The sequence below is a fragment of the Roseateles sp. GW821-FHT03B02 genome, assembly GCF_059421025.1.
In genome coordinates this window covers 17,068-42,231 of the sequence record NZ_JBWKUV010000014.1, presented here as the reverse complement: position 1 = coordinate 42,231, position 25,164 = coordinate 17,068, and the positions used below count along the sequence as shown (strand labels likewise).

Sequence of the window (25,164 nt, the reverse complement as noted above, 5' to 3'; positions counted from 1 at the left end):
GCCTCATGCTGCCACCCGGTCAAGCCCTCGACGACCTGCCACCGCGCCCCAGGGTGCTGCTGGTGGACGATGACGAGGTCAACCTGCTGTTGACCGCCGCCGCGCTGCGCGAGCGGGGCTTCGAAGTCACCGAGGCCGCCAGTGGCAGCGAGGCCCTGGGGCTGCTGTCCACCCGCACGCCCGACGTCGTCGTGCTGGACGCGCTGATGCCCGAGCTCGACGGTTTCGAAACCTGCTCGCTGCTGCGCGCCACACCCGGCTTCGAGTCCCTGCCCGTGCTGATGCTGACGGGCCTGGACGACGAGGCCTCCATCAACCGCGCCTACCAGGCCGGCGCGACGGACTTCTTCGTCAAGTCCTCGCAGTGGAGCCTGCTGGATGGGCGGCTGCGCTATCTGCTGCGCAGCTCGCGCACGCGGCTGGAGCTGGAGCGCAGTAAGGCCAAGCTGGCCCGCGCCCAGGACCTGGCCCGCATGGGCAGCTTCGAATGGTGGCGCGAGGCGGCCGCCAGCTTCGCCATCTCGGCCGAGGGCCTGCGCGTCTTCGGCCGCGGGCCGCAGGACCGGCTGGACTTCATCGGCGTCATGCGCATGGTGCCGTCCGACGACCGCCATGTCTTCCTGCGCCTGCTGCGGGACGTCATCGCCCACACCTCCGTCCTCGTCACCGACCTGCCGCTGACCCTGCCCGACGGCCGCCAGCGCGTCGTCCACATCGAGGCCGAGCCCGAGTTCAACGAGCAAGGCGGCGTCAGCGGCTACACCGGCATCCTGCAGGACGTGACCGACCGCCGCCAGGCCGAGGACCGCATCCGCCAGCTCGCGCACTTCGACGCGCTGACCGGCCTACCCAACCGCCGCCAGCTCATTTATCGCGTCGAGCGCGCCATCGAAAGCGCACGCCGCGGCGGCCACGAGGTCGGCCTGCTGCTGATCGACCTGGACCGCTTCAAGGTCATCAACGACACCCTGGGCCACGCGGCCGGCGACGAGCTGCTCATCGAGGTGGGCCGCCGTCTGCGCGGCTGCGTGCGCCATTCCGACCAGATCCTCGAAGGCGTGCTCGACGGCCTGGGCAACCGCAGCCACCGCGGGCTGGAGGCCGTGGGCCGACTGGGCGGCGACGAGTTCGTGGCCCTCCTGCCCGAGGTGGCCGACGAGCGCGATGCCGAGCGCGTCGCCCAGCGCGTGCTGGACGCCCTGCGCGAGCCCATCTTCGTCGGCGGCCAGGAATGCTTCGTCACGGCCAGCGTCGGCATCGCGCTGTACCCGCGCGATGGCCAGACCATGGCCGACCTGCTGCGCAATTCCGACGTGGCCATGTACGCCGTCAAGAGCCAGGGCCGCAACGCCTCGGCCGTCTACTCCCCACAGCTGGCCGGCCACGGCAAGCAGAAGCTGGAGCTGGAGTCCGCCCTGCACAAGGCGCTGGAGCGCAACGAGATCGTGCTGCACTACCAGCCCAAGATCGACGTGCGCGCCGCCCGCATGGTGGGCGCCGAGGCGCTGATGCGCTGGCAGCGCGGCAACGTGCTGGTGCCGCCGGCCGACTTCATCCCGCTGGCCGAGGAAACCGGCCTCATCGTGCCGCTGTCCGAATGGGCGCTGAAGGAAGCCGCCCGCCAGGCCAAGCTGTGGCAGCTGCAGTTCGGCTTCAGCGACTCCATCGCCGTCAACCTGCCCAGCCGGCTGTTCGAGCGCACCGATCTCGTCGAGCACATCCACCAGTGCGTCAGCGCCTACGGCGTGCCGCACCGGTCCATCCAGCTCGAGATCACCGAGAACAACCTGATGAAGGACCTGCAGAACGTCATCCCGTCGCTGCATCGTCTGAACGAGGTGGGCGTCGAGATCTCCATCGACGACTTCGGCACGGGCTATTCGTCGCTGGCCTATCTGACGACGCTGCCGATCTCGGAGGTCAAGATCGACCGCACCTTCGTGCGCGACCTGGGCATCGCGCCGCAGAGCTCCGCCGTCGTCACGGCCATCATCGCGCTGGCGCGGGCCCTGGGCCTGCGCGTCATCGCCGAGGGCGTGGAGACTCTGCGCCAGATGGAAGTGCTGCACCGCCTGGGCTGCTCGCTGATGCAGGGCTTCCTGTTCAGCAAGCCGCTGCCGCCCGACGAGCTGGAGCGCTGGATCGCCCAGACCGTGCTGCCGCGCAAGGCGCCCTGGATCACCCAGGCCGACAGCCACCTCGACGTGGCGAGCCGCGGCTAGGCTGGCCCCATGCGTTCGCAGCTCCCCCCTGCCCAGTTGGCCAAGGCTGCGCTGCAGCGCCTGGCGCAGGCCCGGCTGGAGCCCACGCCCGAGAACTACGCACGTGCCTACGCCATCGAAGCCGGTGGCGAGCCCGCCCAGTCGGCCAATGCCGGCCTGCCGGAGCGCGTGCAGCAGCTGGTCTCCAAGCTCATCAGCCTGGCACTGCCCAGCGGCAGCACGCGGCAGGAGCTGCAGACCTCGCTGCGCGAGCAGCGCCTGGACGAGCTGCAACGCCAGGTCGACAAACTGCTGGACGTGGCCGGCCCCGCCGCGCAGGCCGAGGCGCTGGCCCAAGCCGTCGAACGCCTCGTGCGCGGCCTGGAGCGCGGTGGCAGGCACTGGACGGTGGCGCGCAAGAAGGACGGCATCTTCCGCGCGCTGGAGCTGAGCCGCAGCGACAGCGGCAAGCTCATCAAGCGCCTCACCCAGCTCATCGCGAGCTGGGACAAGGATGGTGGCGGCGGCGAGATCGAGACCGACGAGGACGGCGGCACGCCCAGCCAGCTGTTTGCCGACAGCGCCTTTGTCGACACCTCCGGTTTTGCCGACACGGGTTTCCGCGACAGCAGCGGCTTCGGCGAGATCAGCCGCACCGGCCGGCGCGACAACACGCCGCCCGTGGACAACAGTCCCCACTGGCTCAGTCTCAGCGGCGAGCTGAACGGCACCGTGCGCCATGCGCTGCGCTCACCCGAGGCCGAGGCGACGCCTGCGGATGCGCTCATGCGCGAGCTGGACGCCGCCCAGGCCGAGCTCAAGGCCCAGGGCGCCAGCCCCGAGCGCGCCACCCAGATGGCCGCTCTATGCCTGCGCGCGCGGCATCTGCTGGACCATCGCCGCCACCTCTTCGACGAACTCGGCGGCCTGTGCCGCGAGCTGTCCGCCAGCCTCGTCGACCTCGCCGAGGACGATTCCTGGGCCCGCGGCCAGGCCGAGGCCATGAACAACACCCTGGCCCAGGGCCTGTCGGGCCGCGGCGTGCGCACCGTCTCCGAGCTGCTCAACGGCACGCGCGAGCGCCAGCGCACCTTGCGCGAGGAACGCTCCAAGGCGCGCGATGCGCTCAAGGGCCTGATCCAGCGCATGCTGTCCGAGCTCGGCGAACTGGGCCAGCACACCGACCGCTTCCAGAGCAGCGTGGGCCGCTATGCCGAGGCCATCGAGCACGCCGACTCGTTGGAAAGCCTGGCCGGCACCGTGCGCGAGATGGTGGAGGAAAGCCGCAGCGTGCAGGGCCTCGTCGCCCAGACCCAGGCTCGCCTGACGCTGGAACACGACCGTGCTGCCGCCCTCACCCAACGCGTCGACGAGCTCGAGGGCGAGCTGCGCCGCCTGTCCAACGAGGTCCACACCGACCAGCTCACCCAGGTGGCCAACCGCCGCGGTCTCATCCAGGCCTTCGGCATCGAGCAGGCCAAGGCCGAGCGAGAGTCCACGCGCGTCGCGCTGGCCCTTCTCGACATCGACAACTTCAAGAAGCTCAACGACAGCCTGGGCCACCACGCCGGCGACATCGCGCTGAAGTCGCTCGCCGAGCGCACCCAGGCCTCGCTGCGCCCCGGCGACATGGTGGCGCGCTACGGCGGCGAGGAGTTCGTGCTGATGCTGCCCAACACGCCGCTGGACGAGGCCCAGCAGGTACTGGTGCGCCTGCAGCGCTCGCTGTCGAGCGCGCTGTTCAACCACGAAGGCAAGGACGTCTTCGTGACCTTCTCGGCCGGCGTGACGCTCTACCGCCCCGGCGAGACGCTGGAGGCGGCGCTGGACCGCGCCGATGTGGCCCTGTACGAAGCCAAGCACACGGGCAAGAACAGGGCTTGCATCGCCGAGTAAGGCGGAGCACCTCGCAAGTTGCGGTCAAGCAACCGCAGATCCAGCGGCCGGGCCTGTACGACCAGCCTTCTACTGAGTTTCCCGGAGTCGAGAAGCTTTACAGCTTTTCCTCATCAACCTAACTGAAGCGTCCAGCTGCAGTTGGCTGTATTGCGGCTCTCCCATGAACGTACCGCTTGGTGCCAACAATTACCGGCTGCGGGCACGGCTCGTGCTGAGGTGAGTTGTGCCGCGAAGACACGACGAAGCGAAAAGACTCGTTGGCCCGCGGCCTTCATCGTTTTCATCTGATTGAGGGACCAGAGATGTACACCAACACGTGGGGCCGACCGCTGCGCCATCTGAAACTTTTGTCCTGTGCCGCCGCCGCGGCACTGACCGCCACGGCCAGCCATGCCGGCTTGATCCACACCGAAGGGGCGGACGCAGGCCAGCTTCTCGCGTCGGCTCAGACGGTGCCCGGCGCAGGTTCCGTCGATGCCATCCGTGGCAGCACGGGCAGCAGCGACCTGGCCGACCTGTTCTCGATCCAACTGACTGCAGGGATCGACTTCTCCGCGTCGACCACGGATTCCGGCATCGCCTGGAACAACTTCGACACCGTGCTCTATCTCTTCGACGCCGCAGGCGTTCAGGTCGCCTTCAATGACGACAGCAGCATCACCGGCGGCCCGCAATCGCTGCTGAGCTACTCGCCTGCCCAGTCCGGCCTCTACTTCCTGGCCATCACCGGCGCCAGCTACGTTCCCACCTTTTCCGGCGGATCCCTGTCGGGATGGGCCAGCCTGACCAATGAATACGGCGACTACGAAATCCAGCTGCAAGGAGCGCTTGCCGTCGCCCCCGGCAACAACCGGATTCCCGAACCCGCCAGCCTGCTACTCGCCGGCCTTGGCCTGGCAGCCGCCGGGGCGGCACGTCGTCGCGTCGGCCGCTGACGCGCCAGGTCTTCCCGGCGTCCGGCCAGCCCGGACGGAGTCGCGCCATCGGCCGACATTGAAACCTTGATTGAGGTCTATCCATGAAACAACACAACCGCCTTCGCCTGCTGGTCAGCCTGTTGGCTCTCGGCGCCGCAAGCGCCAGCCAGGCCCAACACCACAAGCTCGACAGCCGCCTGTCCGATTTCGTCGACGGCATGAAACGCGCCAACACGCGTGGCGTCCTGAAAACGCCTTCGTCCAGTCTCGATGCGCCCAGCGCCCTGATCGATCCCATGATGGACAGTGCCGGCCGTGTGCTGGTGGACATCTATCTCGATGGCAACCTCAGCCTCGATCAGTTCAAGGCGCTGCTGGTCAGCGTCGGCAGCAACATCACGGGCGTCAACCCAAGCTTCCGCCACGGTGCCATTTCGGCCTTTGTACCGGCCACGGCGATCGGCTCTGTCGCCGGCTGGAACGGCCTGCATCTGATGAAGATGACAGCCCGCCCGCAGCGCAATGTCGGTGTCGTCACATCGCAGGGCGCCAAGGTCATGCGCGCCGACCAGGCCAACGTCAACGGCTTTCTCGGCACAGGCATCACCGTGGGCGTGCTGTCGGACTCTTATGACAGTTCGCCGACCTCCTTCACCACCATCCGTGCCGTCAACGACATCGCCTCGGGCGACCTGAAGACTCCCAAGTTCGTCCTCGATCTGGGGCCGGACCCAAGCAACGCCGATGAAGGCCGGGCGATGATGCAGATCGTTCAGGATGTGGCGCCGGCCGCCGACCTGTGCTTCGCGACGGCATTTGCGGGTGAAGCCGCCTTCGCGGACAACATCCGCACGCTGCGCACGCACGCGGCCTGCAGGGCCGACGTGATCGTCGACGACGTCTTCTACTACGACGAGCCCTTTTTCTCCGACGGGCAGGTGGCACAGGCCGTCAACGACGTGGCCACCAGCACCACGCTGGCGGGCAAGCAGGTCGCCTACTTCTCCTCGGCCGGCAACCAGGGCTCCGCGGGCGGCGGCGGCTCCGTCGACGTGTCCAACGCCAACTTCTCCACCGCGCCGACGAATCTCGGCAACATCAACCTGGCAACGACCAGCACCTGCACCAGCTCGCCCGCCACAGGCAGTACCAAGGCCAACACGGCCGGTGGTTTCCTGGACTTCGGCGGCGGCAACTTCGCGCTGTCCGTCACGTACAACGGCGCAGGATCGACGATGGTCATGCAGTGGGACGATCTGTTCTACCAGGGCAAGGTCACCACCGACCTGAACTGGTACATGTTCAATGCGGCCGGCAACTGTGTCTTCGCTTTCGCAACCAACAACATCAGTGCTGACTACGGAGCGGAAATCATCGGCCTGTCGGGCGGTCCGTCCGGCACCTACCGAATCATGGTGGCGCGCACCAGCGCGGGCACCAAGCAAGCCACGCGTGTGCGGATGCTCAATCTGGACGGCTGGGGCGGCACGCCGTTCCAAACCCGATCCAGCCCCACGACCTTCGGTCACAACGCCGCATCGGGCGCCAACAGCGTGGCGGCCTACCGCTATACCTTCCCGGCCACGCAACAGGTGCCCTTCATCCCGGCCTTCGAATCCTTCAGCAGCCCGGGTCCGGTGACCATCGCCTTCGATGCGGCCGGCAACCGCCTGACCGTGCCCGAAACGCGCAAGAAGCCCGACTTCGCCGCGCCGGACGGTGGCAACACGACGTTCTTCTACGCGAACTCGGACTACGAAGGCGACGGCTACAACAACTTCTTCGGCACCAGCGCGGCGGCGCCCCATGCGGCAGGCGTCGCGGCCCTGATGCTGCAGAAGGCCGGCGGCCCCGCCTCGCTGACACCCAAGCAGATCAAGTCCATCCTGCAGGGCACACCGGCGGCACGGGTCATTCCCTTCTCTGCAGGCGGTGCTGTCAGGGGCTGGAGCGTCTATGACGGCTTCGGCCTCATCGATGCGATCAACGCGCTGAACAAGCTGCCCTGAGCACGCGATCACAAAGCCCGAGCCACCGCCCACCGGCGGTGGCTTTTTCTTGCGGGCGCGAGATCAGAAGTTGAACGCCATGCGCAGGCCGCCCCAGTGCTTGCCGGCAACCATGATGGGTGCGGTCACCTCTTTCAGCACGACGAATCGGCCGCCGCCCATGTCGCGGCGGTAGGTCTGCAGCAGGAAGGGCCGCGTGTTGCGCGCCGAAGCCAGGCCGGTGCGGTCGTTGAAGATGCGGCGGTAACGGCTGTTGGCCGTGTTCCAGACCGTGTCGCCCGCACGCTGCGGCTGGCAGTACTTGCGGTTGTGCGTCGCGATGTAGCCGTTGCGGTCAGCGGCGATGCAGAAGACGATCTTGTCGCTGAAGGACAGCATCTTTTCCTGCACCGCGGGGAACAGCCGGTCGGTCAGCTGGCAGAAGCGCGTCGTGTGCTGCTGGGGCGAGGTGCCCTCGATGGCGCGGTAGTTCTGGTCGAACAGGTCAGTCTGCGAGATCTGGCCATCGCGCACGGCCCCTTCCAGCAGTTCGCCGATCTCGGCCGCGGCCTGCTGGGCGGCGCGGATGAAGGGCATGTCGTCGACCTCGACGCCGCTTTCGGCGATCTGCTCGACCAGGTCCTCCGACATGCGCAGGAAACGGTCGCTGCCGTCGAAGGCGACCTTGAGGCCATGCGAGGCCTGCGACACCTCGCGCTCCAGTTCGTGGGCGCGCTCGTTGAGCAGGCTCATCTGCTGGCCGCTCTCGGCAGCCGAGGTGGAAATGCGCTGCACGTCCTCCTCGACCTCGTGGAAGGCGGCATGGATCTGGCTGGGCTTGGACGGGTTCTCGGTCAGCTCGGCGCTGAAGCGGTCGATGCGCTCCTGCAGGCTGGCGATGGCGCTGACGATGGCCTTGGACGAAGACTCGACCTGACCGGCCAGGGCCTTGACGGCCTCGGCCACGACGGCGAAGCCGCGGCCGGCATCGCCGGCATGCTTGGCCTCGACCGCGGCATTGAAGGCCACCAGCCGCGTCTGCAGGGAAATCTTGGTGATCTCGGCCGCCGCATCGGACACCTGGGCCAGCGTGGCCGCCATGCCGGTGACCTCGCCGCCGACGACACCAAGCGCGCCGCGGGCACGTTGCACGGCCGACGCACTCTGGGCCGTTGCCGCCGCGATGGCCGCCTGCGCCTGCCCGATCTGGTTGAGCTGCTGGGCCAGCGCCTGCATGGCCTGGCTCTGCATCTGCACGATGCGCTGGGTGTCCTCCAGTGCGCCGCGCACTTCGGCGGCATCCTTGCCCACCGTGGAGATGGAACGGGCCAGCCGCTTGATGACGTTCAACGCCGCGCTGTCGTCGCGCCGGCTGGGCGCTTCCGAAGCGACCGCGGAGGATGAACCTCCGGCCCTGGGCCATCTGAGCATGCGTTTGTCCCCGCGTATGGATCGGGGCTCGGCGAGAAGTGGCCCCGTTATCTACCAGTCACGCAGCTTAACGCGCAACCTTGCAATGGACTGACTGTGCAGCTGGCACACACGCGACTCCGTGACCTTGAGCACGGCCGCGATCTCCTTGAGGTTCATGTCGTGCTCGTAGTACATGCTCATCACGAACTGCTCGCGTTCGGGCAGGTTCTTGATGGCGGCCACCAGCGCCTCGCGCATGCGGTGGTCCTGCAGCCGGGCCATGGGGTTGCCGGACTCGTCGGCCACATGGCGGTCGAGGTAGTCCTCGTCGCCGTCGTCGCCCGACATGTCTTCCAGATAAACCAGCTGGGTGCCGCGCACCTTGCCCAGCAGCTCCTGGTATTCGGCCAGCGGCAGGCCCATCTCGGCGGCGATCTCGTCCTCGCGCGGCGCGCGGCCGAGGCGCTGCTCGACCTTGTGCACGGCGACTTCGATCTCGCGCTGCTGGCGACGCGTGCCGCGGCTCATCCAGTCGCCACCGCGCAGCTCGTCGAGCATGGCGCCGCGGATGCGCTGGGTCGCAAAGGTCTCGAACTGCACGCCCTGCTCGGCATCGAAGCGCGACAGCGCGTCGGTCAGCCCGATCAGGCCGACCTGGATCAGGTCATCCACCTCCACATTGGCCGGCAGCTTGGCGATCATCTGGTGCGCCAGGCGTCGGACCAGCGGGCTGTACTGCTTGATCAGCGTGCTGTTGTCGAGGCGGCCTTTGGGCGTGTACATCGTGAACTCCGGCAGTTCAGTGCGCTGAGATGAAAGGAGCCGACACCGCGCGCGCCGGGCGCAGCGGGATCGCGTCGGAGGCGGCATCGACGGCCGCTCCCGGAGGGGCCGCGAGCAGCAGCTCGCGGGCAAGATGGCGCAGCTCGGGCGTGAGCGGCGCATGCTGGGAGGCGCGAGGGTCCAGACAGGCCCAGTCGCGCAGCACCGCGCCGAGGAAGCCGTCGGCGCAGGAGTGAAGCTGTTGCGCGATGCGGGAGGCCACGCGCAACTGGGGGTGGCAGGCCATCAGCAGACTGTAGACCATCAGCCCGGCGCGTTGTGTGAGCCATTTCATGCCGGCGTAGGCTTCCGTCACGCTGGCGGGATCGGTGTCGGCCAGCAGCAGCGGACGCACCTCGCGCAGCGCGACGATGCGGGCCAGTTCGGCCGCGCTCGCGTGCAGCAGGATGACGTCGGCCTCGGGTGCCGCCTCGGCCACGGCCTCCAGGAAGGAGGCCGCAGAACCGTTGGCATTGATGTAGCGCATCGGCAGGCCGCGCGCCGCCAGGTAGCTCACCTTGGGCGACAGGCGCTCGATGCAGTTGGACAGGTCCACCTGCGCCAGCTCCGAGGGCTGCGGCGAATGCACGCCAGCATCGACCACCAGGGTGCGCAGGTTCAGTTCGGCAAAGGCGGTGCACAGGCCTTCCAGCAGCACGCCGGCGCCCATGACGCGCGGGTTGCTGACGACGGGCACGAAGCGCTGCTTGGAGGCGGCGAAGAGGCGGCGAAGGCCGTGGGCTTGATCCTGGGGCATGGGGCCTCGCGTCATGTCAGTGCACGGCCCTCGACAGACCCTCCGCCAGCGGCGCGCCGGCAAAGATGAGGTTCACGTCGGTGTTGTCCATGCGCCAGGCGCCGGCCGCGGGGCTCTTCAGCGCGCGCTGCACCAGGGCCGCACTGGGCAGGCGGTGCCAGTCTTCCGGCACGCGCTGGCCGTTGGCCACGCCCAGCACCTTGAGCTTGTGGCGGATCAACGTGTCCAGCGCCGGAGCGAGCTTGACCGCCTCGTCGATCTTGCTGAGCACGACGCCCTCGCAGGCGGCGCCCTTCCAGGCCGAGACGACGTCCTCGATGGTCTCGCCCTGCTGGGCCGCATTGATGACCAGCAGCTTCTTGATGCTGGGGTGGGCCAGCATCTCCAGCAGCTCCTGCGTGCGGCTGTCGCGCTGGGCCATGCCAGCGGTGTCGATGAGCACCAGCTTCTTGCTGGCAAGCAGATCCAGCAGATCGTCCAGCGAGGCGCGGTCATGCGCCGTGTGCACCGGCACACCGAGGATGCGGCCGTAGGCGCGCAGCTGCTCGTGGGCGCCGATGCGGTAGGCATCCAGCGTGATGAGGCCGAGCTGGCTCGCGCCGAACTTGGTGGCGAAGTGGGCGGCGAGCTTGGCGGTCGTCGTCGTCTTGCCGACGCCGGTGGAGCCGATCAGCGCGAACACGCCACCGCGGTCCTCGATGGCCGGGGCGGCCTCGTCGGTCTGCAGGTTGCGCGACAACACGTGGGCGGCCCAGGCGGTCTCGTCGGCGGGATCATGAGGCGAGCCGGCCTTGAAGTCGGACGGGCAGCTCTCGGCCAGCTTGCGCACCAGCGCCGGGCTGAAGCCCAGCTCCAGCAGCTTCTGCGTCAGGCGCGCCTGCACGGGCTGGCGCTGCAGCTTCTCCATGAAGGCCAGCGAGGAGAAGCGCTCCTCGATGAGGCCGCGCATCTGGCGCAGCTCGTCGGCCATGTCCATCTGGTTGCGCTGGCTTTGCGACGGCTGGCCGGGCAGTGGCAGCGGCTCGCCGCCGACGTCGCTGAGCTGCGGCACGGCGCGCTGGGCGCTGGCGGTGGGGATGCGGATCTCGTCGCGCAGCACCGGCGGCACGGGGCGGGCCTGGGGCACGGTCGGCGGTGGCGCGGCGCGGCGCGGGGCCAGCGCGGCCATAGCCTCGGCGGCTCGGCGCTCGCGCTGCGCGCGGGCGGCGTCGATGGACACTGCGGCCGGCTGCGTCGGCGGCGGTGCGACCTGCATGACGGGGTCGGGCTGGCCGGCCATCTCGGCCTGGCGGCGGCGCAGCACACGCTCGCGGACGTAGTCCTGGAAAGACAGCGTGCTCATGGCCAGCTGCTGCACATCGCCCTGCACCTCGGGCGCGCCGAAGCTGGGTTCCTGGCGCAGCGTGCGTTCGGAAAAGCTGGGGCGTGCAGGCGGCTGCTGGGGCACCGTGGGCGCTGGAGCCAGCTGCGCGCGGGCAGCCGTGCGCGGCGCGGTGGCCGCGATCTGCTCGATCTGGCCCATGCCTTCGGGTGCCATGGCCAGCACCTCCACGCCTTCGGGCACGTTCTTGTTGGACAGCACCACTGCGTCGGGGCCAAAGGCTTGCTTGACGAGAGCGAGCGCCTCGCGTGATGTGCGGGCGGTGAACTTACGGACGTTCATGCTGTGCCTCCGATGATGGAGCCGATGCGGATGGTGTGGGTCTCAGGAATCTCGCTGTGGCCGAGAACCTTCAGACGGGGCGCCGCGCGCTTGAGCAGGCGGGCCATGGGCGAGCGGATCAGGTCGGGCACCAGCAGCGTGGCGGGCACGCCGCGGTCTTCCTGCTTCTGGGCGGTCTCGGCGGCGCTGCGGGCCAGCGTGTCGGCCACGCCGGGGTCCAGCGCGGCGCCGTGCGGCGAATTCAGGGCCTGCGTGACCAGCCGCTCCAGCTCGGGCTCCAGCGCGATGACGTCGAGCTCCTTGGTGCTGCCATAGATCTGCTGCACGATGGCCGGCGCGATGTGGGTGCGGATGCGGCGGGCCAGCTCCTGCGGGTCGGTCACCGTGGGCGCGTTCTCGGCCAGGCACTCGACGATGGAGCGCATGTCGCGCACGTGCACGCCCTCCTCCAGCAGCAGCTGGAGCACGCGTTGCAGGGTGGCGATGCTGACCATCTTGGGAATCACGTCTTCGATCAATTGCGGCGCCTGCTTGGTGAGGTGTTCCACCAGCGATTGCGTCTCCACGCGGCCCAGGAGCTTGGCCGCGTGCACTTGCATCAAGTGTGAAAGGTGGGTGGCCACGACGGTCGAGCAATCAACCACCGTAAACCCGCTCATTTGGGCCATCTCCTTCTGCCGCTCCTCGATCCACACGGCCGGCAGGCCGAAGGCGGGGTCGGTGGTTTGGGTGCCCAGCAGCTTCTGCGTGGCATGGCCGGGGTTGATGGCCAGCCACATGCCGGGGAAGGCCTCGGCCTCGCCCACCACCGCGCCGCGCAGCGAAATGCGGTACTGGCTGGGACGCAGCTCCAGGTTGTCGCGGATGTGGACCGGCGGCGGCAGGAAGCCGACCTCCTGCGCGAACTTGCGGCGCACGCCCTTGATGCGACTGAGCAAGTCGCCTTCCTTGCTCTTGTCCACCAGCGTGATGAGCCGGTAACCGACTTCCAGGCCCAGCGTGTCCACCGGCACCAGGTCTTCCCAGCTGGCCTCGCCAGCGCCTTCGCTGCTGGGCATGATGGGCTTGACGGCCTTGGCGGCCTCCGCGGCCTGCTCCTTGCTGCGCAGCCAGTAGGCCAGATAGCCCAGGCCCGAGGCGATCAGCAGGAAGACGACGTGAGGCATGCCCGGGATCAGACCCAGCGCGCCGATGACGCCGGCCGTGATGGCGATGCTCTTGGCCGAGCCGAAAACCTGCTTGCCGATCTGGCTGCCGATGTCCTTGTCCGTGCCCACGCGCGACACCACCATGGCGGCCGCGACCGAGATCAGCAGCGCCGGCACCTGGGCCACCAGCGCGTCGCCCACCGCCAGCAGGATGTAGCTGTTGGCGGCCTGGGAGGCGCTCAAGGAGTGCTGGGCGATGCCGATGATGAAGCCGCCGACGATGTTGATGGCCAGGATCAGCATGCCGGCCACGGCGTCGCCGCGCACGAACTTGCTGGCACCGTCCATGGAGCCGAAGAAGTCGGCCTCGTCGGACAGCTCGGCGCGGCGGCGCTTGGCCTCGGCCTCGTTGATGAGCCCGGCGTTCAGGTCGGCATCCACCGCCATCTGCTTGCCGGGCATCGCGTCCAGCGTGAAGCGGGCACCGACCTCGGCGATGCGCTCGGCACCCTTGGTCACCACGATGAAGTTGATGACGACGAGGATGGCGAAGACGATCAGGCCGACCGCGAAGTTGCCGCCGATCAGGAAGTGGCCGAAGGCCTCGATGACCTTGCCGGCTGCCCCTGTGCCGGTATGGCCCTCCAGAAGCACGACCCGGGTGGACGCAACGTTCAGCGACAGCCGCATCAGCGTGGTCAGCAGCAGCACGCTCGGGAAGGCCGCAAAGTCCAGCGGCCGCACCATGTGGGCCGCCACCATCATCACCATCACCGCCATCGCGATGTTGAAGGTGAACAGCAGGTCCAGCACGAAGGGCGGCAGCGGCAGCACCATCATGGACAGCACCAGCAGCACGGCGATCGGTGCGCCGAGCGCGGCGATGATGCCGGCGCGCGGGCCGAGCAGGGATTGCAGCTTCTGGATCAGCGGGTTCATTCGGCGAAGTCTTCGTCAGGCTCGGGCGCCCAGCCCGGCTTGTTGTGCGGATCGAGCTCGGGCGGCACGTGAGGCTTGGGCATGTCGGGGCGGGCCGCGTTGCGCGAGGCCATGGCGGCGCGCAGCTGGTAGACGTAGGCCAGCACCTGGGCCACGGCGCCGAACAGGGCGGCAGGGATCTCGTGGTCCACCTTGGCGTGGGCGTACAGGGCGCGTGCCAGCACCGGCTGCTGCAGCACCGGCACCTTGCTCTCCCTGGCCAGGTCGCGGATCTTCATGGCCAGCAGGTCGGCGCCCTTGGCGACGACCTTGGGCGCAGCCATGCGGCCTTCCTCGTACTTCAGCGCGACGGCGTAGTGGGTCGGATTCATGACGACGAGGTCGGCCTTGGGCACGGCGGCCAGCATGCGGCGCTTGGCCATCTCGCGCATGCGGGCACGGACCTTGGCCTTGATCTCGAGGTTGCCCTCGACCTCCTTGAGTTCCTGCTTGGCCTCCTCCCGGCTCATGCGCATGCGGCGCAACCAGAGCTGGCGCTGCAGCGGCAGGTCGATGGCGGCGAACACCGCCAGCGCCAGGGCCAGCAGGGCGAGGCCGCCCATCAGCTGCTGGCCCGCATAAGCCAGGGCCGACGGCAGCGGCACGGACATGATGCCGACGTAGGCGGCCAGGCGGTCCTTCAGCACCATGGCGCCGATGATGCCCAGCACCAGAGCCAGCAGCACGGCCTTCAGCGCCGTGCCGAAGCCCTGGCCCGTGAACAGGCGGCCCAGGCCGGCAATGGGATTGAGGTGGCTGAACTTGGGCGCCAGCGGCTTCATCGTCCAGTTCCAGCCGCCGCCGGCCAGGTGGCTGGCGATGGCGACGGCCATCAGCAGGGCAGCGACCGGGCCCATGACCGCGCCGAAGGCCAGCGTCATCTCGGCGAGGCGCTCGCCCATGAAGCCCGGCCTGGCCAGCAGGCTCGCATCGAAGTGCAGGCCCGTGGCGAGCATCAGGCGAAGCCTCTCGACGATCTGCGACCCGCCCACGGACAGCACGGCACCGCCGGCCACCATCATCGCGAAATGCGGCAGGTCGCGGGAACGCGGCAGCTGGCCTTCGGCCCGGGATCTTTCGATCTTCTTGGGCGAGGCGGGTAAGTTGCGATCCTGTGCGTCGTGGTCGGCCATGGCGGTTCTTCAGCGCTGGACCGGATTGTTCGAGGGGCCTTGCAGAACTTGAGCGAGAAAAGCGGGGTGGATGCCCGGCTATTCCCAAGCCCCGTCGCGCTGCGGGCGCCAGGGTGTGCAGGATTGCCGTTTCCGCCATCGCCCGTGGGGCGCCGCTGACGCTAATCTCTGCCCATGCCTCGCCTCGCCAGCCTCGCCCGCCTGCTCGCCCTGACGGCCGCAGCGTCCTGCGCCGACGCCGCTCTGGCCCAGGCACCGCTGACCGTCGAGTACCGCGACAAGCCTCCCTACAGCTACACGATGGAAGGCAAGCCGGCCGGCTTTCTGATGGAGCGCACCGCCCGGCTGCTCAAGCGCGCCGGCTTCGACCCGCGCTACGCCGAGGTGCCAATCCGGCGCACGCTGCAGCATCTGCAGGCCAACCAGACCGCGCTGTGCACGCCGGGCCTGTACAAGAACGCCGAGCGCGAGGAGTTCGCGCGCTTCTCACTGCCCATCCACCGCGACCGACCGCATGTCGTGCTGGCCCATGCCGACGTCGTCGCGCGCATCCGTTCAATTCCGCGCATCGCCCAGCTGTTCACGGATGCCTCGCTGCAGCCGGGGCTGCTGGATGGCGTGTCCTACGGCCAGCGCCTGGACCAGCTGCTGGCCGGCGCGGCCAAGCCGCCCGTGCGCGCGCAGCTGGCTCCGCTGCAGCTGGCCCGCATGGTGGGTGTGCGCCGTGTGGACTACATGCTAATCGACGAAGAGGATCTGAACTGGCTGCGCAAGGATCCCGATTTCACCCCGCTGCCGCTGGTGCGCATCGAATTCGCCGACATGCCGCGCGGCGAGCTGCGCTATCTGGCCTGCTCCCTGCAGGTCGCGCCCCAGGCGCTGGACAAGATCAACCAGGCCATCCGCGAGTTGCTGCCCGAGGTGCAGGCCGACTGAGGCCTGCTCATCACCGCCGGCCGGAAAGAAAAGCCCGCCGGACGGGCGGGCTTGATGCGGGGCGCCGAGGGCCTCAGAAACCGAGGCTGGCCAGCAGGTCGTCGACCTCGCCCTGGTTGGTGACGACATCGGTGCGGCCTTCGGGGTTCACCACCGGGCCCTGCAGGATGTTGGGATCGACCTTCTCGCGCTGCTCGGGCGGCACGACCTGCACCAGCAGCTTGACGAGGCTGTCTTCCAGGTCGTTGGCCAGGTTCACGACCTTGGCAACGACCTGGCCGGTCAGGTCGTGGAAATCCTGGGCCAGCATGATGTCGGTCAGGTGGTTGTCGATGCTCGCCGTGCGGTTCTCGACATCCTTGACGAAGTTCAGCACGGCGCCGCTGGCCACGGCGCGCACCGGATCGGCCACGATGGCGGCGGCCATGTCACGGGTGGCCTGGCTGATGCCGGCGTGCTCGGCCTTGGCCTGGTCGACGGAATTCAGCACTTTCTCGGCGGCGGCGGCCGTCTTGGTGGCGATGTAGCTCAGGCGGCTGCGCGCGTCGGGCAGGCCATCGGTGGCCACCTGCAACTTGGGCATGACGCCCAGACGCTGCATGGTGTCATGCAGGGTGCGGGTGATGGTGCCGAGCTGCTGGAAGACCTCGGGCGAAACGAGCAGCGGCTCTTGAGCCTTGCCCAGTTGATCCAACTGTTCCATCGACATGGCGGATCCTCCCGAGCTCAGGCCGCGGCGGCCAGCTTCTGCATGATCTTCTGGACTTTTTCTTCCAGCGTCGCCTTCGTGAAGGGCTTGACGATGTAGCCTGCGGCGCCCGACTGGGCGGCCAGCACGATGTCTTCCTTGCGGGCTTCGGCGGTGACCATCAACACGGGCAGGTGCTTGAGGTTCGGATCTTCCTTGATGGCCTTGAGCAGCTCGAAGCCCGTCATGTTGGGCATGTTGATGTCGCTGACGACGAAGTCGAACTTGGCGCCCTTGAGCATGTTCAGCGCCTCGACGCCGTCCTCGGCTTCTTCGCAGTTGTTGTAGCCGATCTCCTTCAACAGGCCGCGCACGATGCGGCGCATGGTGGAGAAGTCGTCGACAACCAGGAATTTCATGTCAGCGCTCATGGCGATCCTCTCTCGGGAACTGGCGGGATTTCAGGGTCAGGCCGCAGTCTAGTTCTAGCGGACTGGCGTCGGCGATTGAGTTTGCGGCATTTTCCCGTTACCGGGCACTGACGTGAGCCCGCTCGGCGGCACGGGCGCAGCCCCGGCCGCCGCCTGTGGCGCATCCCCGCCTGCCGCCTCGTTCTCCGGCTCGTCGGGCAGGTTCTTCAGCACGGCGTCTTCAGCATCGCGGTTCATGACGATGATGCTGATGCGCCGGTTCAGCGCGCCGTTGGGATCCTTGGCATCCAGCAGCTTGCTCGCGGCCAGGCCCTGCACGCGCAGCATGCGCGCCTCCGACAGCCCACCGGCGACGAGCTCGCGGCGCGACGCATTCGCGCGGTCGGCCGACAGCTCCCAGTTGCTGTAGCCCTTGTCCCCGCCCGGGAAGGGCTGGGCGTCGGTGTGGCCCTCCACCGTCAGGCGATTGGGCACCTCGGTCAGCACGCTGCCCAACTCGCGCAGCAGTTCGCGCATGTAGGGCTTCACGACGGCGCTGCCGCTGTCGAACATGGGGCGGTTGCCCTCGTCGACGATCTGGATGCGCAGGCCTTCCTTGGTCATGTCCAGGCGGATCTGCCCGCCCAGCGCCGCGAGCTTGGGGTTCTCCGCCAGCACCTGCTCGACCTTGGTCTTGAGCTGCTCCAGCCGCGACCGCTCGGCCTTGCGCTGCTCTTCCTTCAAGGCTCGCAGCGTGTAGCTGGCCTTCTTGGCGGCGCTGTCGCCTTCCTTGACCTGGCCCGTCTCGCGCGTGAGGTCCTTGCCGCCGCCCCTGACGACGCTGGAAGAGTCGCCCGAGCCCGAGCCGCCCAGCATGGCCACCTTCAGCGGCGACTGGAAAAAGTCCGCGATGCCCTTCTTGTCGCCCTCCGTCGTGGAGCCCAGCAGCCACATCAGCAGGAAGAAGGCCATCATGGCCGTCACGAAGTCGGCATAGGCGATCTTCCACGCGCCGCCATGGGCCGCGTGGCCGCCCTTCTTCACCTTCTTGATGATGATGGGCTGGAGCTTCTTTGCGTCACCCGCCATGGATCGTCACTTCTTTTTGACGTGGCTTTCCAGCTCGGTGAAGCTGGGGCGGTCGCCGGAGAACAGCACCTTGCGGCCGAACTCGATGGCCACCTGGGGCGCATAGCCCTGCATGCTGGCCAGCAGCGTCGTCTTGATGCACTGGAATTCCTTGCCGGCGTCCTCGACCTTCTGCTCCAGCAGGCCCGCCAGCGGCTCGGCGAAGCCATAGGCCAGCAGGATGCCCAGGAAGGTGCCGACCAGCGCCGAGCCGATCATGCCGCCCAGCACCGCCGGCGGCTGGCCCACCGAGCCCATGGTGTTCACCACGCCCAGCACCGCGGCCACGATACCGAAGGCCGGCAGGCCGCCGGCCAGGCGCTGCAACGCGGCCACGGCGGCATGCTCTTCCTGGTGGTGGGTCTCGATCTCGCTGTCCATCAGCGACTCGATCTCGTGCGCGTTCAGGTTGCCCGACACCATCATGCGCAGGTAGTCGGTGATGAACTCGGTGACATGGTGGTCGTTGCCCACCGTGGCGTACTTCTGGAACAGCGGGCTGTTGTGCGGATCCTCGACATCCTTCTCGATGGACATCAGGCCCTCCTTGCGGGCCTTCTGCAGGATGTCGTACATCAGCGCCAGCAGCTCCATGTAGCGCGCCTTGCTGTACTTGCTGCCCTTGAAGCACAGGCCCAGGCCGGCCGCGGTCGCCTTGACGACCTTCATCTGGTTGTTGGCCAGGAAGGCGCCAATGGCGGCGCCGAAGATGGTGATCATCTCGAAGGGCAGGGCGTGAAGGATGACGCCGATGTTCCCGCCGTGGGCGATGAACACGCCGAAGATGCAGGCCATGGAGATGGCCCAGCCGATGATGACGAACATGCGCGGTCGAGTTGGGGGTGTTCAGGCCATATCGGCCCGGAGCCGGGGGGCTTGAGAAAGTATGCCGTGCCGAACCCGCCGTGAACGCATCAATTGGCGGGCTTTGACGCCACATTCCGCCCCGGGCGGTAAAGCCACACGAACTGGCCGTCGGGCAGTTGCCAGCTTGCCACCGGCGCCACATCGGGCACGGCGAAGTCCAGGCTGACGAGCCAGGCCTGCGGCGCCAGCTCGGCACAGGCCTTGGCCCAGACGCGGGGCATGGACTCGGGCCGCTGGAAGACATAGACCAGCGCAAACGGCGCCCAGTCGTCGGCCCAGAGATCTCCCCGGCGCACCCTGGCGTGGCGCACCCGCCAGCGCGCCAGCAAGGCCAGCGGCCGGCTCCACTCCACGCCTTCGACGAGGGCCCCGGGGTAGCTGCGCACCAGCTCAAGCAGGCCATCGCCCACGCCACAGCCTGCGTCCAGCACGCGGGCGCCGGGCGCCAGCGGCGCCAGGGCCGGCAGCTGATCCAGGGCGCCGCGCGGCGTGGGAAACAGCGGAGCCTCGGACCAGCTGCGACGCGGATACAGCCACCACAGCAGGGCCAGCGGCAGCAGCCACAGCAGGCCGGAGGCGCCGCCCTGCCAGCCCAGGGCCAGCACCGAGACCGGAAAGCCCAGGGCGACGATCAGGCGCCGCCAGCGCTCGCCATGCAGCCAGCCCAGGGCCGCGGCGAGGCCCGCCCCCAGCGCCAGCGCCGGCCCGGGCGACAGGCCCGCCCCAAGCGCGGCCGCATAAATGAACCAGGCCGCCAGCCAGCTCCACAGAGCCGGCAGCGGCCAACGGGTGATCCACATGGCGACAGTGTCGCCTGACCGGTCAGTGCATCTGGATCGAGCCCTGGGCGCGCCCCTTGCCGGCGCGTGCCGGCGGGTTGCACAGGCCGCAGACGAAGTGGCGGGCGATCTCGTGCGGGTGGGTGACGAACTGGCCGTTGCACTTGCAGCACTTGGTCAGCGTCAGCATGCCGTTGTCGACGAACTTGACGAGACGCCAGGCGCGGGTGACCGACAGCATGGCCTCCAGGCCCTGGGCGGCCGTCTGCTCCTGGTAGAGCTGATAGGCCTTGATGACGGTGTCGATCTCGTCCATCTCCGCGGCCTTGTTCAGGTACTCGTGAATGTTCAGGAACAGGCTGGCATGGATGTTGGGCTGCCAGGTCATGAACCAGTCGGTCGAGAAGGGCAGTTGGCCCTTGGACGGCGACTTGCCGCTCACCTCTTTATAGAGGCGCAGCAGGCGCTCGTAGGACAGGTCCGTTTCCGATTCCAGCACCTGCAGGCGGGCACCGAGATGGATCAGCTGAACGGCACGTTCGATCTGCTTGGCTTCGGTGAGGATGCTCTTGACGCGCATGGTGGACTCCGGAATCTGGACTGTTGGGCGAGGCTGGGGATCAGGCGTGCTCGTGGCGGCCGGCCATGAGGATGGAGGCGTGCAGGCGGCTGACGCTCTCGTTCGCACCCGGCTTGCTGTGGTTGGTCAGCAGGCCCCACACCAGGTCGTCGCTCATGCGGAAGGCGCACAGCAGCGTGTTGCCGGAGGCGATCTTCATGATCTGCGCCGGGCTCAGCGTGCCGATCAGCGTCGCCGTGTCCTCGCTGATGCCCAGGCGGTAAAGCGCCTGCTCGCGGTCGGCACGGATCAGGCTCTGGGCCAGCATCAGGTAGGACAGGTTGGCTTCACGGATTTCGGCGAGCATTTGGTCGGCGTTCATGGCGGCTTCCGTTTCAGAGTTGGGTGGGTGTTGCGGATCAGTGAAACGGATTGTGTTGACGGCCCTTCTCCGGCGATATCAGGCTGCGTCGGTGCGCGGCGTCACCCTGGCAAGAAGGGCTTGTCAGTCAAATTCCTACAGCCGCGTCAGGCCACAAAGCCGAGGCCCCGGGCAGCTTGCGCTGGCCGGGGCCTCGGGGTGTGAATTGCTTGGCGGATTCAGGCGTCGCGGCTGCGGCGCAGGCGCTCCAGCTCGATCATCGCGACGGGCACGAGTTCCGGCGCCTCGGCCTGCAGGCTGTCGCGGCCGACACCGGACTGCAGCTCGGTCAGCACACCGATGGCCCGGTCCACCTGGCCCTGGCCCGACAGCGCGAAGGCCAGCGTGTACAGGCTGGGGCCATGCAGGGAACAGGCCTGCAGCGCACGCTCGGCATAGCCGGCCGCGTGCTCCAGTTTGCCGGCCGCCAGCAGCAGGGCCGCCATGTCGGACAGCAGGTCGTGGCTCATGGGCTCGTCCTGCAGCGCGTCGTACAGCACGCCCAGACCGCCGCCGAGGTTGCCCTTGGAAGCCTCGGCAAAAGCCGCATTGCGGGCCCGCGCCAGCAGCATGGCCGGATCGTTGGCCGACACCGTGACGGGACGATGGGCGTTCTTGGTTCGGGCAGTCGTGGACTGTGCACGCATGGCGGGGACTCCAATCCGGCACAAGGGTTCGGCCGGGATGGCTTGCACTTTAGGCAGCACCCCCGCCATCAATCCGCAGAAAAGGCAGGTCGCAGCGCCGTTACTCAACGGCTGTCCGGCCGGCCGCCTGCCGAAAACCCGGGGGAGCCCGCCACACCACCTCGGCGGTCTCGCGCTTCCCGGGGAGATCGCTTCCACGACCGACCCGACCGCTTGAATACAAGGAGTCCCGACCCCGACGCTCGACCTTCAGCCCCGGCGCCCTGCCCTCCCGCAGCCCGGATCGACCACCCAGCCCTTCCCGATGCACTTCCTGGCTGCGTGAACCGATCCGACAAACAAGGACCTGGCAGCGGCTCTGTTCAATAGATCACACCCCTTGACAAAAGCAGCTCAAGAAACTTCTTGCGCTGTCCGATAGCCATTCCAACGGCGCTGGAAACAGCTCCGTGGTCCGGCTGGAAGGCCGAGGTGGTGTGACTTCGCTCACGGGCGAGGTCACGGGCTTCAACGGTTGACTGGCGTCGGGCGTCGCCGCAAGGGTGCGCCGTCACAGGTGCGCTTGAACGGACAGCACGGGTGCCGCACCCGGGCACTCGGGTCTTCGTCCGGCGTTTTTTGCCGGGTATTCAAGTTGAAAGGAAGCGCATCATGGCCTCGGTCATCAATACCAATCTGCTGTCGCTGAACGCGCAGCGCAACACCTCGACCGCGCAGGGACAACTCGCGGTCTCCATCCAGCGCCTGTCTTCGGGCTTGCGCGTCAACTCCGCCAAGGACGACGCCGCCGGCCTCGCCATCTCCGAGCGCCTCAACGCTCAGGTGCGTGGCTCCAACGTCGCCATTCGCAACGCCAACGACGGCATCTCGCTGTCGCAGACGGCTGAAGGCGCCCTATCCAAGGTGAACGACTCGCTGCAGCGCATGCGCGAACTTGCGGTGCAGGCCCGCAACGCCACCAACACCAGCGCAGACAAGGACTCGCTGGACAAGGAATTCGGCGAACTGTCCAAGGAAATCCAGCGCGTGCTGGGCGGCACGACCTTCAACGGCCGCGCCATCCTGGCCACCTCCGCCGCGGGCACGCAGACCTTCCAGGTCGGCGCCAACGTGACCTCCAACGACCGCATCGACGTGACCACGTCGGACATGACGGTCGCGACGGAAATCACGACCGTGGCTGGCACGGACAACACGGGTGCAGGCCGCGCCGTCATCGACAACACCGCCACCGGCGCCACCATCGACACCGTCATCGGCAACATCGACACGGCGATCAACAAGGTCAGCTCCGAGCGCGCCACGCTGGGTGCGTCGCAGAACCGCTTCGACCAGGTCATCAGCAACCTGCAGATCTCGGTCGAAAACCAGAGCGCCGCCAAGAGCCGCATCACCGATGCCGACTTCGCCCAGGAAACGGCCAACCTGTCCCGCGCCAACATCCTCCAGCAAGCAGGCAACGCGATGATCGCCCAGGCGAATCAGATTCCGTCGCAAGTCCTGTCCTTGCTTCGATGAAGCCGGGCCAGCAACGCTGGCCCTGAGTGAAACGTCCATCACGAAGACGGAAGTCCTCACCCCTCCAGCACAAGCACCTTGACGCCATCCGCCGCCGCGGGTGGCGCTTTTGGGGGCAATGTGCAAAAGGATTCAAGTCAATCCATCAGTCGACGATAACCAGTCCAACGGGTTCGCGATTCATTCGAGGACTCCGTGGTCCGGTCAGCCGGCCCGCCATGCGCCACAGGGGCGCACGGGCAGGACGCGGACGCGGCCACCCCATGCGGGGCGGCCTGTTGCAACCGCCTTTGACCGGCTTCGCACCGGACTTGTTCGTAAACGAAAGGATTGAGTCATGCCTCAAATCATCAACACCAACATCGCCTCGCTGAACGCCCAACGCAACACGGCGATGTCGCAGTCGTCCCTGGCCGTCTCGATGCAGCGCCTGTCCTCGGGCCTGCGCGTGAACTCGGCCAAGGACGACGCAGCCGGCCTGGCCATTGCCGAGCGCATGAATGCCCAGGTGCGCGGCTCGCAGGTCGCCATCCGCAACGCCAACGACGGCATCTCTCTGGCGCAGACGGCCGAAGGCGCGCTGTCCAAAGTGGGTGACGCGCTGCAGCGCATGCGTGAGCTGGCCGTGCAGGCCCGCAACGCCACCAACACCAACGCCGACAAGGACTCGCTGGACAAGGAATTCGGCGAGCTGGCCAAGGAAATCCAGCGCGTGCTGGGCGGCACCACTTTCAACGGCAAGGCCGTGCTGGCCACGTCCGCCGCGGGCACCCAGACCTTCCAGGTCGGCGCCAACACGACGGCCAACGACCGCATCGACATCACGACGACGGACATGACGACGGACACGACGATCACGACCGTCGCCGGCACCGACAACGCCGGCACCGGCCGCGCCGTCATCGACAACACCGCCGTCGGCACTGCCATCGACACGGTCATCACCAACATCGATTCGGCCCTGGACAAGGTCAACGGCGAGCGCGCCACACTCGGTGCCTCGCAGAACCGCTTCGACGCCGTCATCTCCAACCTGCAGGTGGCCGTCGAGAACCAGAGCGCCTCCCGCAGCCGCATCATGGACGCCGACTTCGCCCAGGAAACCGCCAACCTGAGCCGCGCCCAGATCCTGCAGCAGGCCGGCAACACCATGGTGGCCCAGGCCAACCAGCTGCCCCAGCAGGTGCTGGCCCTGCTGCGCGGCGGCTGATCCGGCGCGAAGGGACGCTCCGCGCTCTGGCCCAAGGGCCGGCGCGCGGAGCTTCGTTTTGGACGTGGTTTGACCCGCTGATCGGGCTTTTGGCAAACCGGCGCACTTTCAGAATTCGGTCCATCGAGTCTCGGCACCACTGACGCCGGCTCGGCGACCGAATCCAGGAGTGCGCGATGCCACAGACCATCAACACCAACATCAACTCGCTGAACGCTCAGCGCAATCTGAACTCGTCTCAGAGCGCTCTGGCGGTGTCGATGCAGCGCCTGTCGTCCGGCTTGCGGGTGAATTCCGCCAAGGACGACGCGGCGGGCCTGGCCATCGCCGAGCGCATGAACACCCAGGTGCGCGGCATGAACGTCGCCATCCGCAATGCCAACGACGGCATTTCGCTGGCGCAGACCGCGGAAGGGGCGCTGGGCAAGATCGGCGACAACCTGCAGCGCATGCGGGAGCTGACCGTTCAGGCCCGCAACGCCACGAACAGCAACTCCGACAAGGACTCGCTGAACAAGGAGTTCGAGCAGCTGGGCTCGGAAATCTGGCGCATCGTCAATGCGACCACCTTCAACAGCAAACCCATCCTCGCCGACGCGGCGGGCGTGGCCGCCGGCACCGGCCAGACCTTCCAGATCGGCGCCAACACGACGACCAACGATTCGATCACGATCGCGGCCCTGGACATGACCCAGGACCCGACGGTCGTCGCCCTGCTCGGCACGGGCGCGGCGCCCTTCCCGGCGTTGATCGACAACACGGCCGACTTCAACGCGCTGGGTGTCGTCATGAACAACATCGACGCAGCGCTGGACACGATCAACAACACCCGGGCCACCTACGGCGCGATCCAGTCGCGCTTCGACGCGGTGATCTCCAACCTGCAGGTCGCCGTCGAGAACCAGACCGCCGCCCGCAGCCGCATCATGGATGCCGACTTCGCCCAGGAAACCGCCAACATGAGCCGGGCACAGATCCTGCAACAAGCCGGCAACGCCATGGTGGCCCAGGCCAACCAACTGCCCCAGCAAGTGCTGTCGCTGCTGCGGAACGGCTGATCCTGAAAAAAATTTCGTCCGGGG

General features: G+C 67.7%; 22 protein-coding genes. 8 read left to right on the top strand and 14 right to left on the bottom strand.

Translation table 11 applies throughout. From position 1 onward, the window contains the following. The first annotated feature begins 5 nt into the window (after window positions 1-5). The 4 genes from AC07VX_RS25730 to AC07VX_RS25715 all read left to right on the top strand — a co-directional run bounded on the left by AC07VX_RS25730 (window position 6) and on the right by AC07VX_RS25715 (window position 7,026). Window positions 6-2,222 carry a putative bifunctional diguanylate cyclase/phosphodiesterase gene (locus tag AC07VX_RS25730; protein WP_495119402.1) on the top strand — a complete coding sequence of 739 codons (2,217 nt, stop codon included), beginning with the start codon at window positions 6-8 and terminating at the stop codon, window positions 2,220-2,222. A gap of 9 nt (window positions 2,223-2,231) precedes the next feature. Then, complete coding sequence (locus AC07VX_RS25725; protein ID WP_493166658.1) at window positions 2,232-4,097, top strand: GGDEF domain-containing protein; 1,866 nt, start codon at window positions 2,232-2,234, stop codon at window positions 4,095-4,097. A 305-nt stretch (window positions 4,098-4,402) separates the two neighbouring features. Further along, window positions 4,403-5,035 (top strand): DVUA0089 family protein, encoded by a 633-nt coding sequence (locus tag AC07VX_RS25720; RefSeq protein ID WP_493166657.1) that lies wholly within the window; start codon window positions 4,403-4,405, stop codon window positions 5,033-5,035. Between the two features lie 83 nt (window positions 5,036-5,118). After that, window positions 5,119-7,026 (top strand): S8 family peptidase, encoded by a 1,908-nt coding sequence (locus tag AC07VX_RS25715; RefSeq protein ID WP_493166656.1) that lies wholly within the window; start codon window positions 5,119-5,121, stop codon window positions 7,024-7,026. A 63-nt stretch (window positions 7,027-7,089) separates the two neighbouring features. Here AC07VX_RS25715 and AC07VX_RS25710 read toward each other — a convergent pair whose 3' ends face one another. The 6 genes from AC07VX_RS25710 to AC07VX_RS25685 form a co-directional block, all read right to left on the bottom strand. Further along, window positions 7,090-8,355: a methyl-accepting chemotaxis protein gene (locus AC07VX_RS25710; protein WP_493166655.1), complete on the bottom strand. Its 1,266-nt coding sequence runs from the start codon at window positions 8,353-8,355 to the stop codon at window positions 7,090-7,092. Window positions 8,356-8,487: 132 nt separating this feature from the next. Continuing rightward, window positions 8,488-9,201 carry an RNA polymerase sigma factor FliA gene (locus AC07VX_RS25705; RefSeq protein ID WP_493166654.1) on the bottom strand — a complete coding sequence of 238 codons (714 nt, stop codon included), beginning with the start codon at window positions 9,199-9,201 and terminating at the stop codon, window positions 8,488-8,490. 16 nt (window positions 9,202-9,217) lie between these two features. Then, window positions 9,218-9,997, bottom strand: a complete 780-nt coding sequence (locus AC07VX_RS25700) for a MinD/ParA family ATP-binding protein (protein ID WP_493166653.1) — start codon at window positions 9,995-9,997, stop codon at window positions 9,218-9,220. 16 nt (window positions 9,998-10,013) lie between these two features. Next, a complete protein-coding gene (gene flhF / locus AC07VX_RS25695) occupies window positions 10,014-11,660 on the bottom strand; it encodes a flagellar biosynthesis GTPase FlhF (RefSeq protein WP_493166652.1) in 1,647 nt (548 codons plus the stop codon). Further along, window positions 11,657-13,747, bottom strand: coding sequence for a flagellar biosynthesis protein FlhA (gene flhA / locus AC07VX_RS25690; RefSeq protein ID WP_493166651.1), 2,091 nt, complete (start codon window positions 13,745-13,747; stop codon window positions 11,657-11,659). The genes flhF and flhA overlap by 4 nt, the downstream gene beginning before the upstream one ends. Next, window positions 13,744-14,919 carry an EscU/YscU/HrcU family type III secretion system export apparatus switch protein gene (locus AC07VX_RS25685; protein WP_493166650.1) on the bottom strand — a complete coding sequence of 392 codons (1,176 nt, stop codon included), beginning with the start codon at window positions 14,917-14,919 and terminating at the stop codon, window positions 13,744-13,746. Before AC07VX_RS25685 ends, flhA begins: the two co-directional genes overlap by 4 nt. A gap of 174 nt (window positions 14,920-15,093) precedes the next feature. Here AC07VX_RS25685 and AC07VX_RS25680 point away from each other — a divergent pair, with 174 nt between their 5' ends. Further along, the gene (locus AC07VX_RS25680; RefSeq protein ID WP_493166648.1) at window positions 15,094-15,855 is read left to right on the top strand and encodes a transporter substrate-binding domain-containing protein; all 762 of its coding nucleotides are present in this window, start codon (window positions 15,094-15,096) and stop codon (window positions 15,853-15,855) included. A 73-nt stretch (window positions 15,856-15,928) separates the two neighbouring features. Here AC07VX_RS25680 and AC07VX_RS25675 read toward each other — a convergent pair whose 3' ends face one another. From AC07VX_RS25675 to AC07VX_RS25640, 8 genes are all read right to left on the bottom strand, one after another. Then, window positions 15,929-16,564, bottom strand: a complete 636-nt coding sequence (locus tag AC07VX_RS25675) for a protein phosphatase CheZ (protein WP_493166647.1) — start codon at window positions 16,562-16,564, stop codon at window positions 15,929-15,931. A gap of 17 nt (window positions 16,565-16,581) precedes the next feature. After that, window positions 16,582-16,974, bottom strand: a complete 393-nt coding sequence (gene cheY / locus AC07VX_RS25670; protein ID WP_293803370.1) for a chemotaxis response regulator CheY — start codon at window positions 16,972-16,974, stop codon at window positions 16,582-16,584. Window positions 16,975-17,028: 54 nt separating this feature from the next. Continuing rightward, the gene (gene motB, locus AC07VX_RS25665; RefSeq protein ID WP_493166646.1) at window positions 17,029-18,042 is read right to left on the bottom strand and encodes a flagellar motor protein MotB; all 1,014 of its coding nucleotides are present in this window, start codon (window positions 18,040-18,042) and stop codon (window positions 17,029-17,031) included. Between the two features lie 6 nt (window positions 18,043-18,048). Next, window positions 18,049-18,906, bottom strand: a complete 858-nt coding sequence (gene motA / locus AC07VX_RS25660; RefSeq protein ID WP_493166645.1) for a flagellar motor stator protein MotA — start codon at window positions 18,904-18,906, stop codon at window positions 18,049-18,051. A gap of 89 nt (window positions 18,907-18,995) precedes the next feature. Then, window positions 18,996-19,748, bottom strand: coding sequence for a class I SAM-dependent methyltransferase (locus tag AC07VX_RS25655; RefSeq protein ID WP_493166644.1), 753 nt, complete (start codon window positions 19,746-19,748; stop codon window positions 18,996-18,998). 22 nt (window positions 19,749-19,770) lie between these two features. Next, complete coding sequence (gene flhC, locus AC07VX_RS25650) at window positions 19,771-20,307, bottom strand: flagellar transcriptional regulator FlhC (protein WP_493166643.1); 537 nt, start codon at window positions 20,305-20,307, stop codon at window positions 19,771-19,773. 40 nt (window positions 20,308-20,347) lie between these two features. Then, on the bottom strand, window positions 20,348-20,668 hold the full coding sequence (gene flhD, locus AC07VX_RS25645; protein ID WP_477937466.1) for a flagellar transcriptional regulator FlhD: 321 nt from the start codon (window positions 20,666-20,668) through the stop codon (window positions 20,348-20,350). Window positions 20,669-20,886: 218 nt separating this feature from the next. Further along, the gene (locus tag AC07VX_RS25640; RefSeq protein ID WP_493166642.1) at window positions 20,887-21,354 is read right to left on the bottom strand and encodes a hypothetical protein; all 468 of its coding nucleotides are present in this window, start codon (window positions 21,352-21,354) and stop codon (window positions 20,887-20,889) included. A gap of 651 nt (window positions 21,355-22,005) precedes the next feature. On the opposite strand from AC07VX_RS25640, the gene AC07VX_RS25635 reads away from it, so the two are divergent. From AC07VX_RS25635 to AC07VX_RS25625, 3 genes are all read left to right on the top strand, one after another. Then, complete coding sequence (locus AC07VX_RS25635) at window positions 22,006-22,872, top strand: flagellin N-terminal helical domain-containing protein (protein ID WP_493166640.1); 867 nt, start codon at window positions 22,006-22,008, stop codon at window positions 22,870-22,872. A 337-nt stretch (window positions 22,873-23,209) separates the two neighbouring features. Continuing rightward, window positions 23,210-24,082: a flagellin N-terminal helical domain-containing protein gene (locus AC07VX_RS25630; RefSeq protein ID WP_493166639.1), complete on the top strand. Its 873-nt coding sequence runs from the start codon at window positions 23,210-23,212 to the stop codon at window positions 24,080-24,082. A gap of 176 nt (window positions 24,083-24,258) precedes the next feature. After that, window positions 24,259-25,140, top strand: coding sequence for a flagellin N-terminal helical domain-containing protein (locus AC07VX_RS25625; protein WP_493166638.1), 882 nt, complete (start codon window positions 24,259-24,261; stop codon window positions 25,138-25,140). The last annotated feature ends 24 nt before the right edge of the window (window positions 25,141-25,164 follow it).

What these genes read in the sequence shown, in the direction of transcription:
- AC07VX_RS25730 (WP_495119402.1), top strand. Translation starts at nt 6, where the DNA reads ATGCTGCCACCCGGTCAAGCCCTCGACGACCTGCCACCGCGCCCCAGG.
- AC07VX_RS25725 (WP_493166658.1), top strand. Translation starts at nt 2,232, where the DNA reads ATGCGTTCGCAGCTCCCCCCTGCCCAGTTGGCCAAGGCTGCGCTGCAG.
- AC07VX_RS25720 (WP_493166657.1), top strand. Translation starts at nt 4,403, where the DNA reads ATGTACACCAACACGTGGGGCCGACCGCTGCGCCATCTGAAACTTTTG.
- AC07VX_RS25715 (WP_493166656.1), top strand. Translation starts at nt 5,119, where the DNA reads ATGAAACAACACAACCGCCTTCGCCTGCTGGTCAGCCTGTTGGCTCTC.
- AC07VX_RS25705 (WP_493166654.1), bottom strand. Translation starts at nt 9,201, where the DNA reads ATGTACACGCCCAAAGGCCGCCTCGACAACAGCACGCTGATCAAGCAG.
- AC07VX_RS25700 (WP_493166653.1), bottom strand. Translation starts at nt 9,997, where the DNA reads ATGCCCCAGGATCAAGCCCACGGCCTTCGCCGCCTCTTCGCCGCCTCC.
- flhF (WP_493166652.1), bottom strand. Translation starts at nt 11,660, where the DNA reads ATGAACGTCCGTAAGTTCACCGCCCGCACATCACGCGAGGCGCTCGCT.
- flhA (WP_493166651.1), bottom strand. Translation starts at nt 13,747, where the DNA reads ATGAACCCGCTGATCCAGAAGCTGCAATCCCTGCTCGGCCCGCGCGCC.
- AC07VX_RS25685 (WP_493166650.1), bottom strand. Translation starts at nt 14,919, where the DNA reads ATGGCCGACCACGACGCACAGGATCGCAACTTACCCGCCTCGCCCAAG.
- AC07VX_RS25680 (WP_493166648.1), top strand. Translation starts at nt 15,094, where the DNA reads ATGCCTCGCCTCGCCAGCCTCGCCCGCCTGCTCGCCCTGACGGCCGCA.
- AC07VX_RS25675 (WP_493166647.1), bottom strand. Translation starts at nt 16,564, where the DNA reads ATGTCGATGGAACAGTTGGATCAACTGGGCAAGGCTCAAGAGCCGCTG.
- cheY (WP_293803370.1), bottom strand. Translation starts at nt 16,974, where the DNA reads ATGAGCGCTGACATGAAATTCCTGGTTGTCGACGACTTCTCCACCATG.
- motB (WP_493166646.1), bottom strand. Translation starts at nt 18,042, where the DNA reads ATGGCGGGTGACGCAAAGAAGCTCCAGCCCATCATCATCAAGAAGGTG.
- motA (WP_493166645.1), bottom strand. Translation starts at nt 18,906, where the DNA reads ATGTTCGTCATCATCGGCTGGGCCATCTCCATGGCCTGCATCTTCGGC.
- AC07VX_RS25655 (WP_493166644.1), bottom strand. Translation starts at nt 19,748, where the DNA reads ATGTGGATCACCCGTTGGCCGCTGCCGGCTCTGTGGAGCTGGCTGGCG.
- flhC (WP_493166643.1), bottom strand. Translation starts at nt 20,307, where the DNA reads ATGCGCGTCAAGAGCATCCTCACCGAAGCCAAGCAGATCGAACGTGCC.
- flhD (WP_477937466.1), bottom strand. Translation starts at nt 20,668, where the DNA reads ATGAACGCCGACCAAATGCTCGCCGAAATCCGTGAAGCCAACCTGTCC.
- AC07VX_RS25640 (WP_493166642.1), bottom strand. Translation starts at nt 21,354, where the DNA reads ATGCGTGCACAGTCCACGACTGCCCGAACCAAGAACGCCCATCGTCCC.
- AC07VX_RS25635 (WP_493166640.1), top strand. Translation starts at nt 22,006, where the DNA reads ATGGCCTCGGTCATCAATACCAATCTGCTGTCGCTGAACGCGCAGCGC.
- AC07VX_RS25630 (WP_493166639.1), top strand. Translation starts at nt 23,210, where the DNA reads ATGCCTCAAATCATCAACACCAACATCGCCTCGCTGAACGCCCAACGC.
- AC07VX_RS25625 (WP_493166638.1), top strand. Translation starts at nt 24,259, where the DNA reads ATGCCACAGACCATCAACACCAACATCAACTCGCTGAACGCTCAGCGC.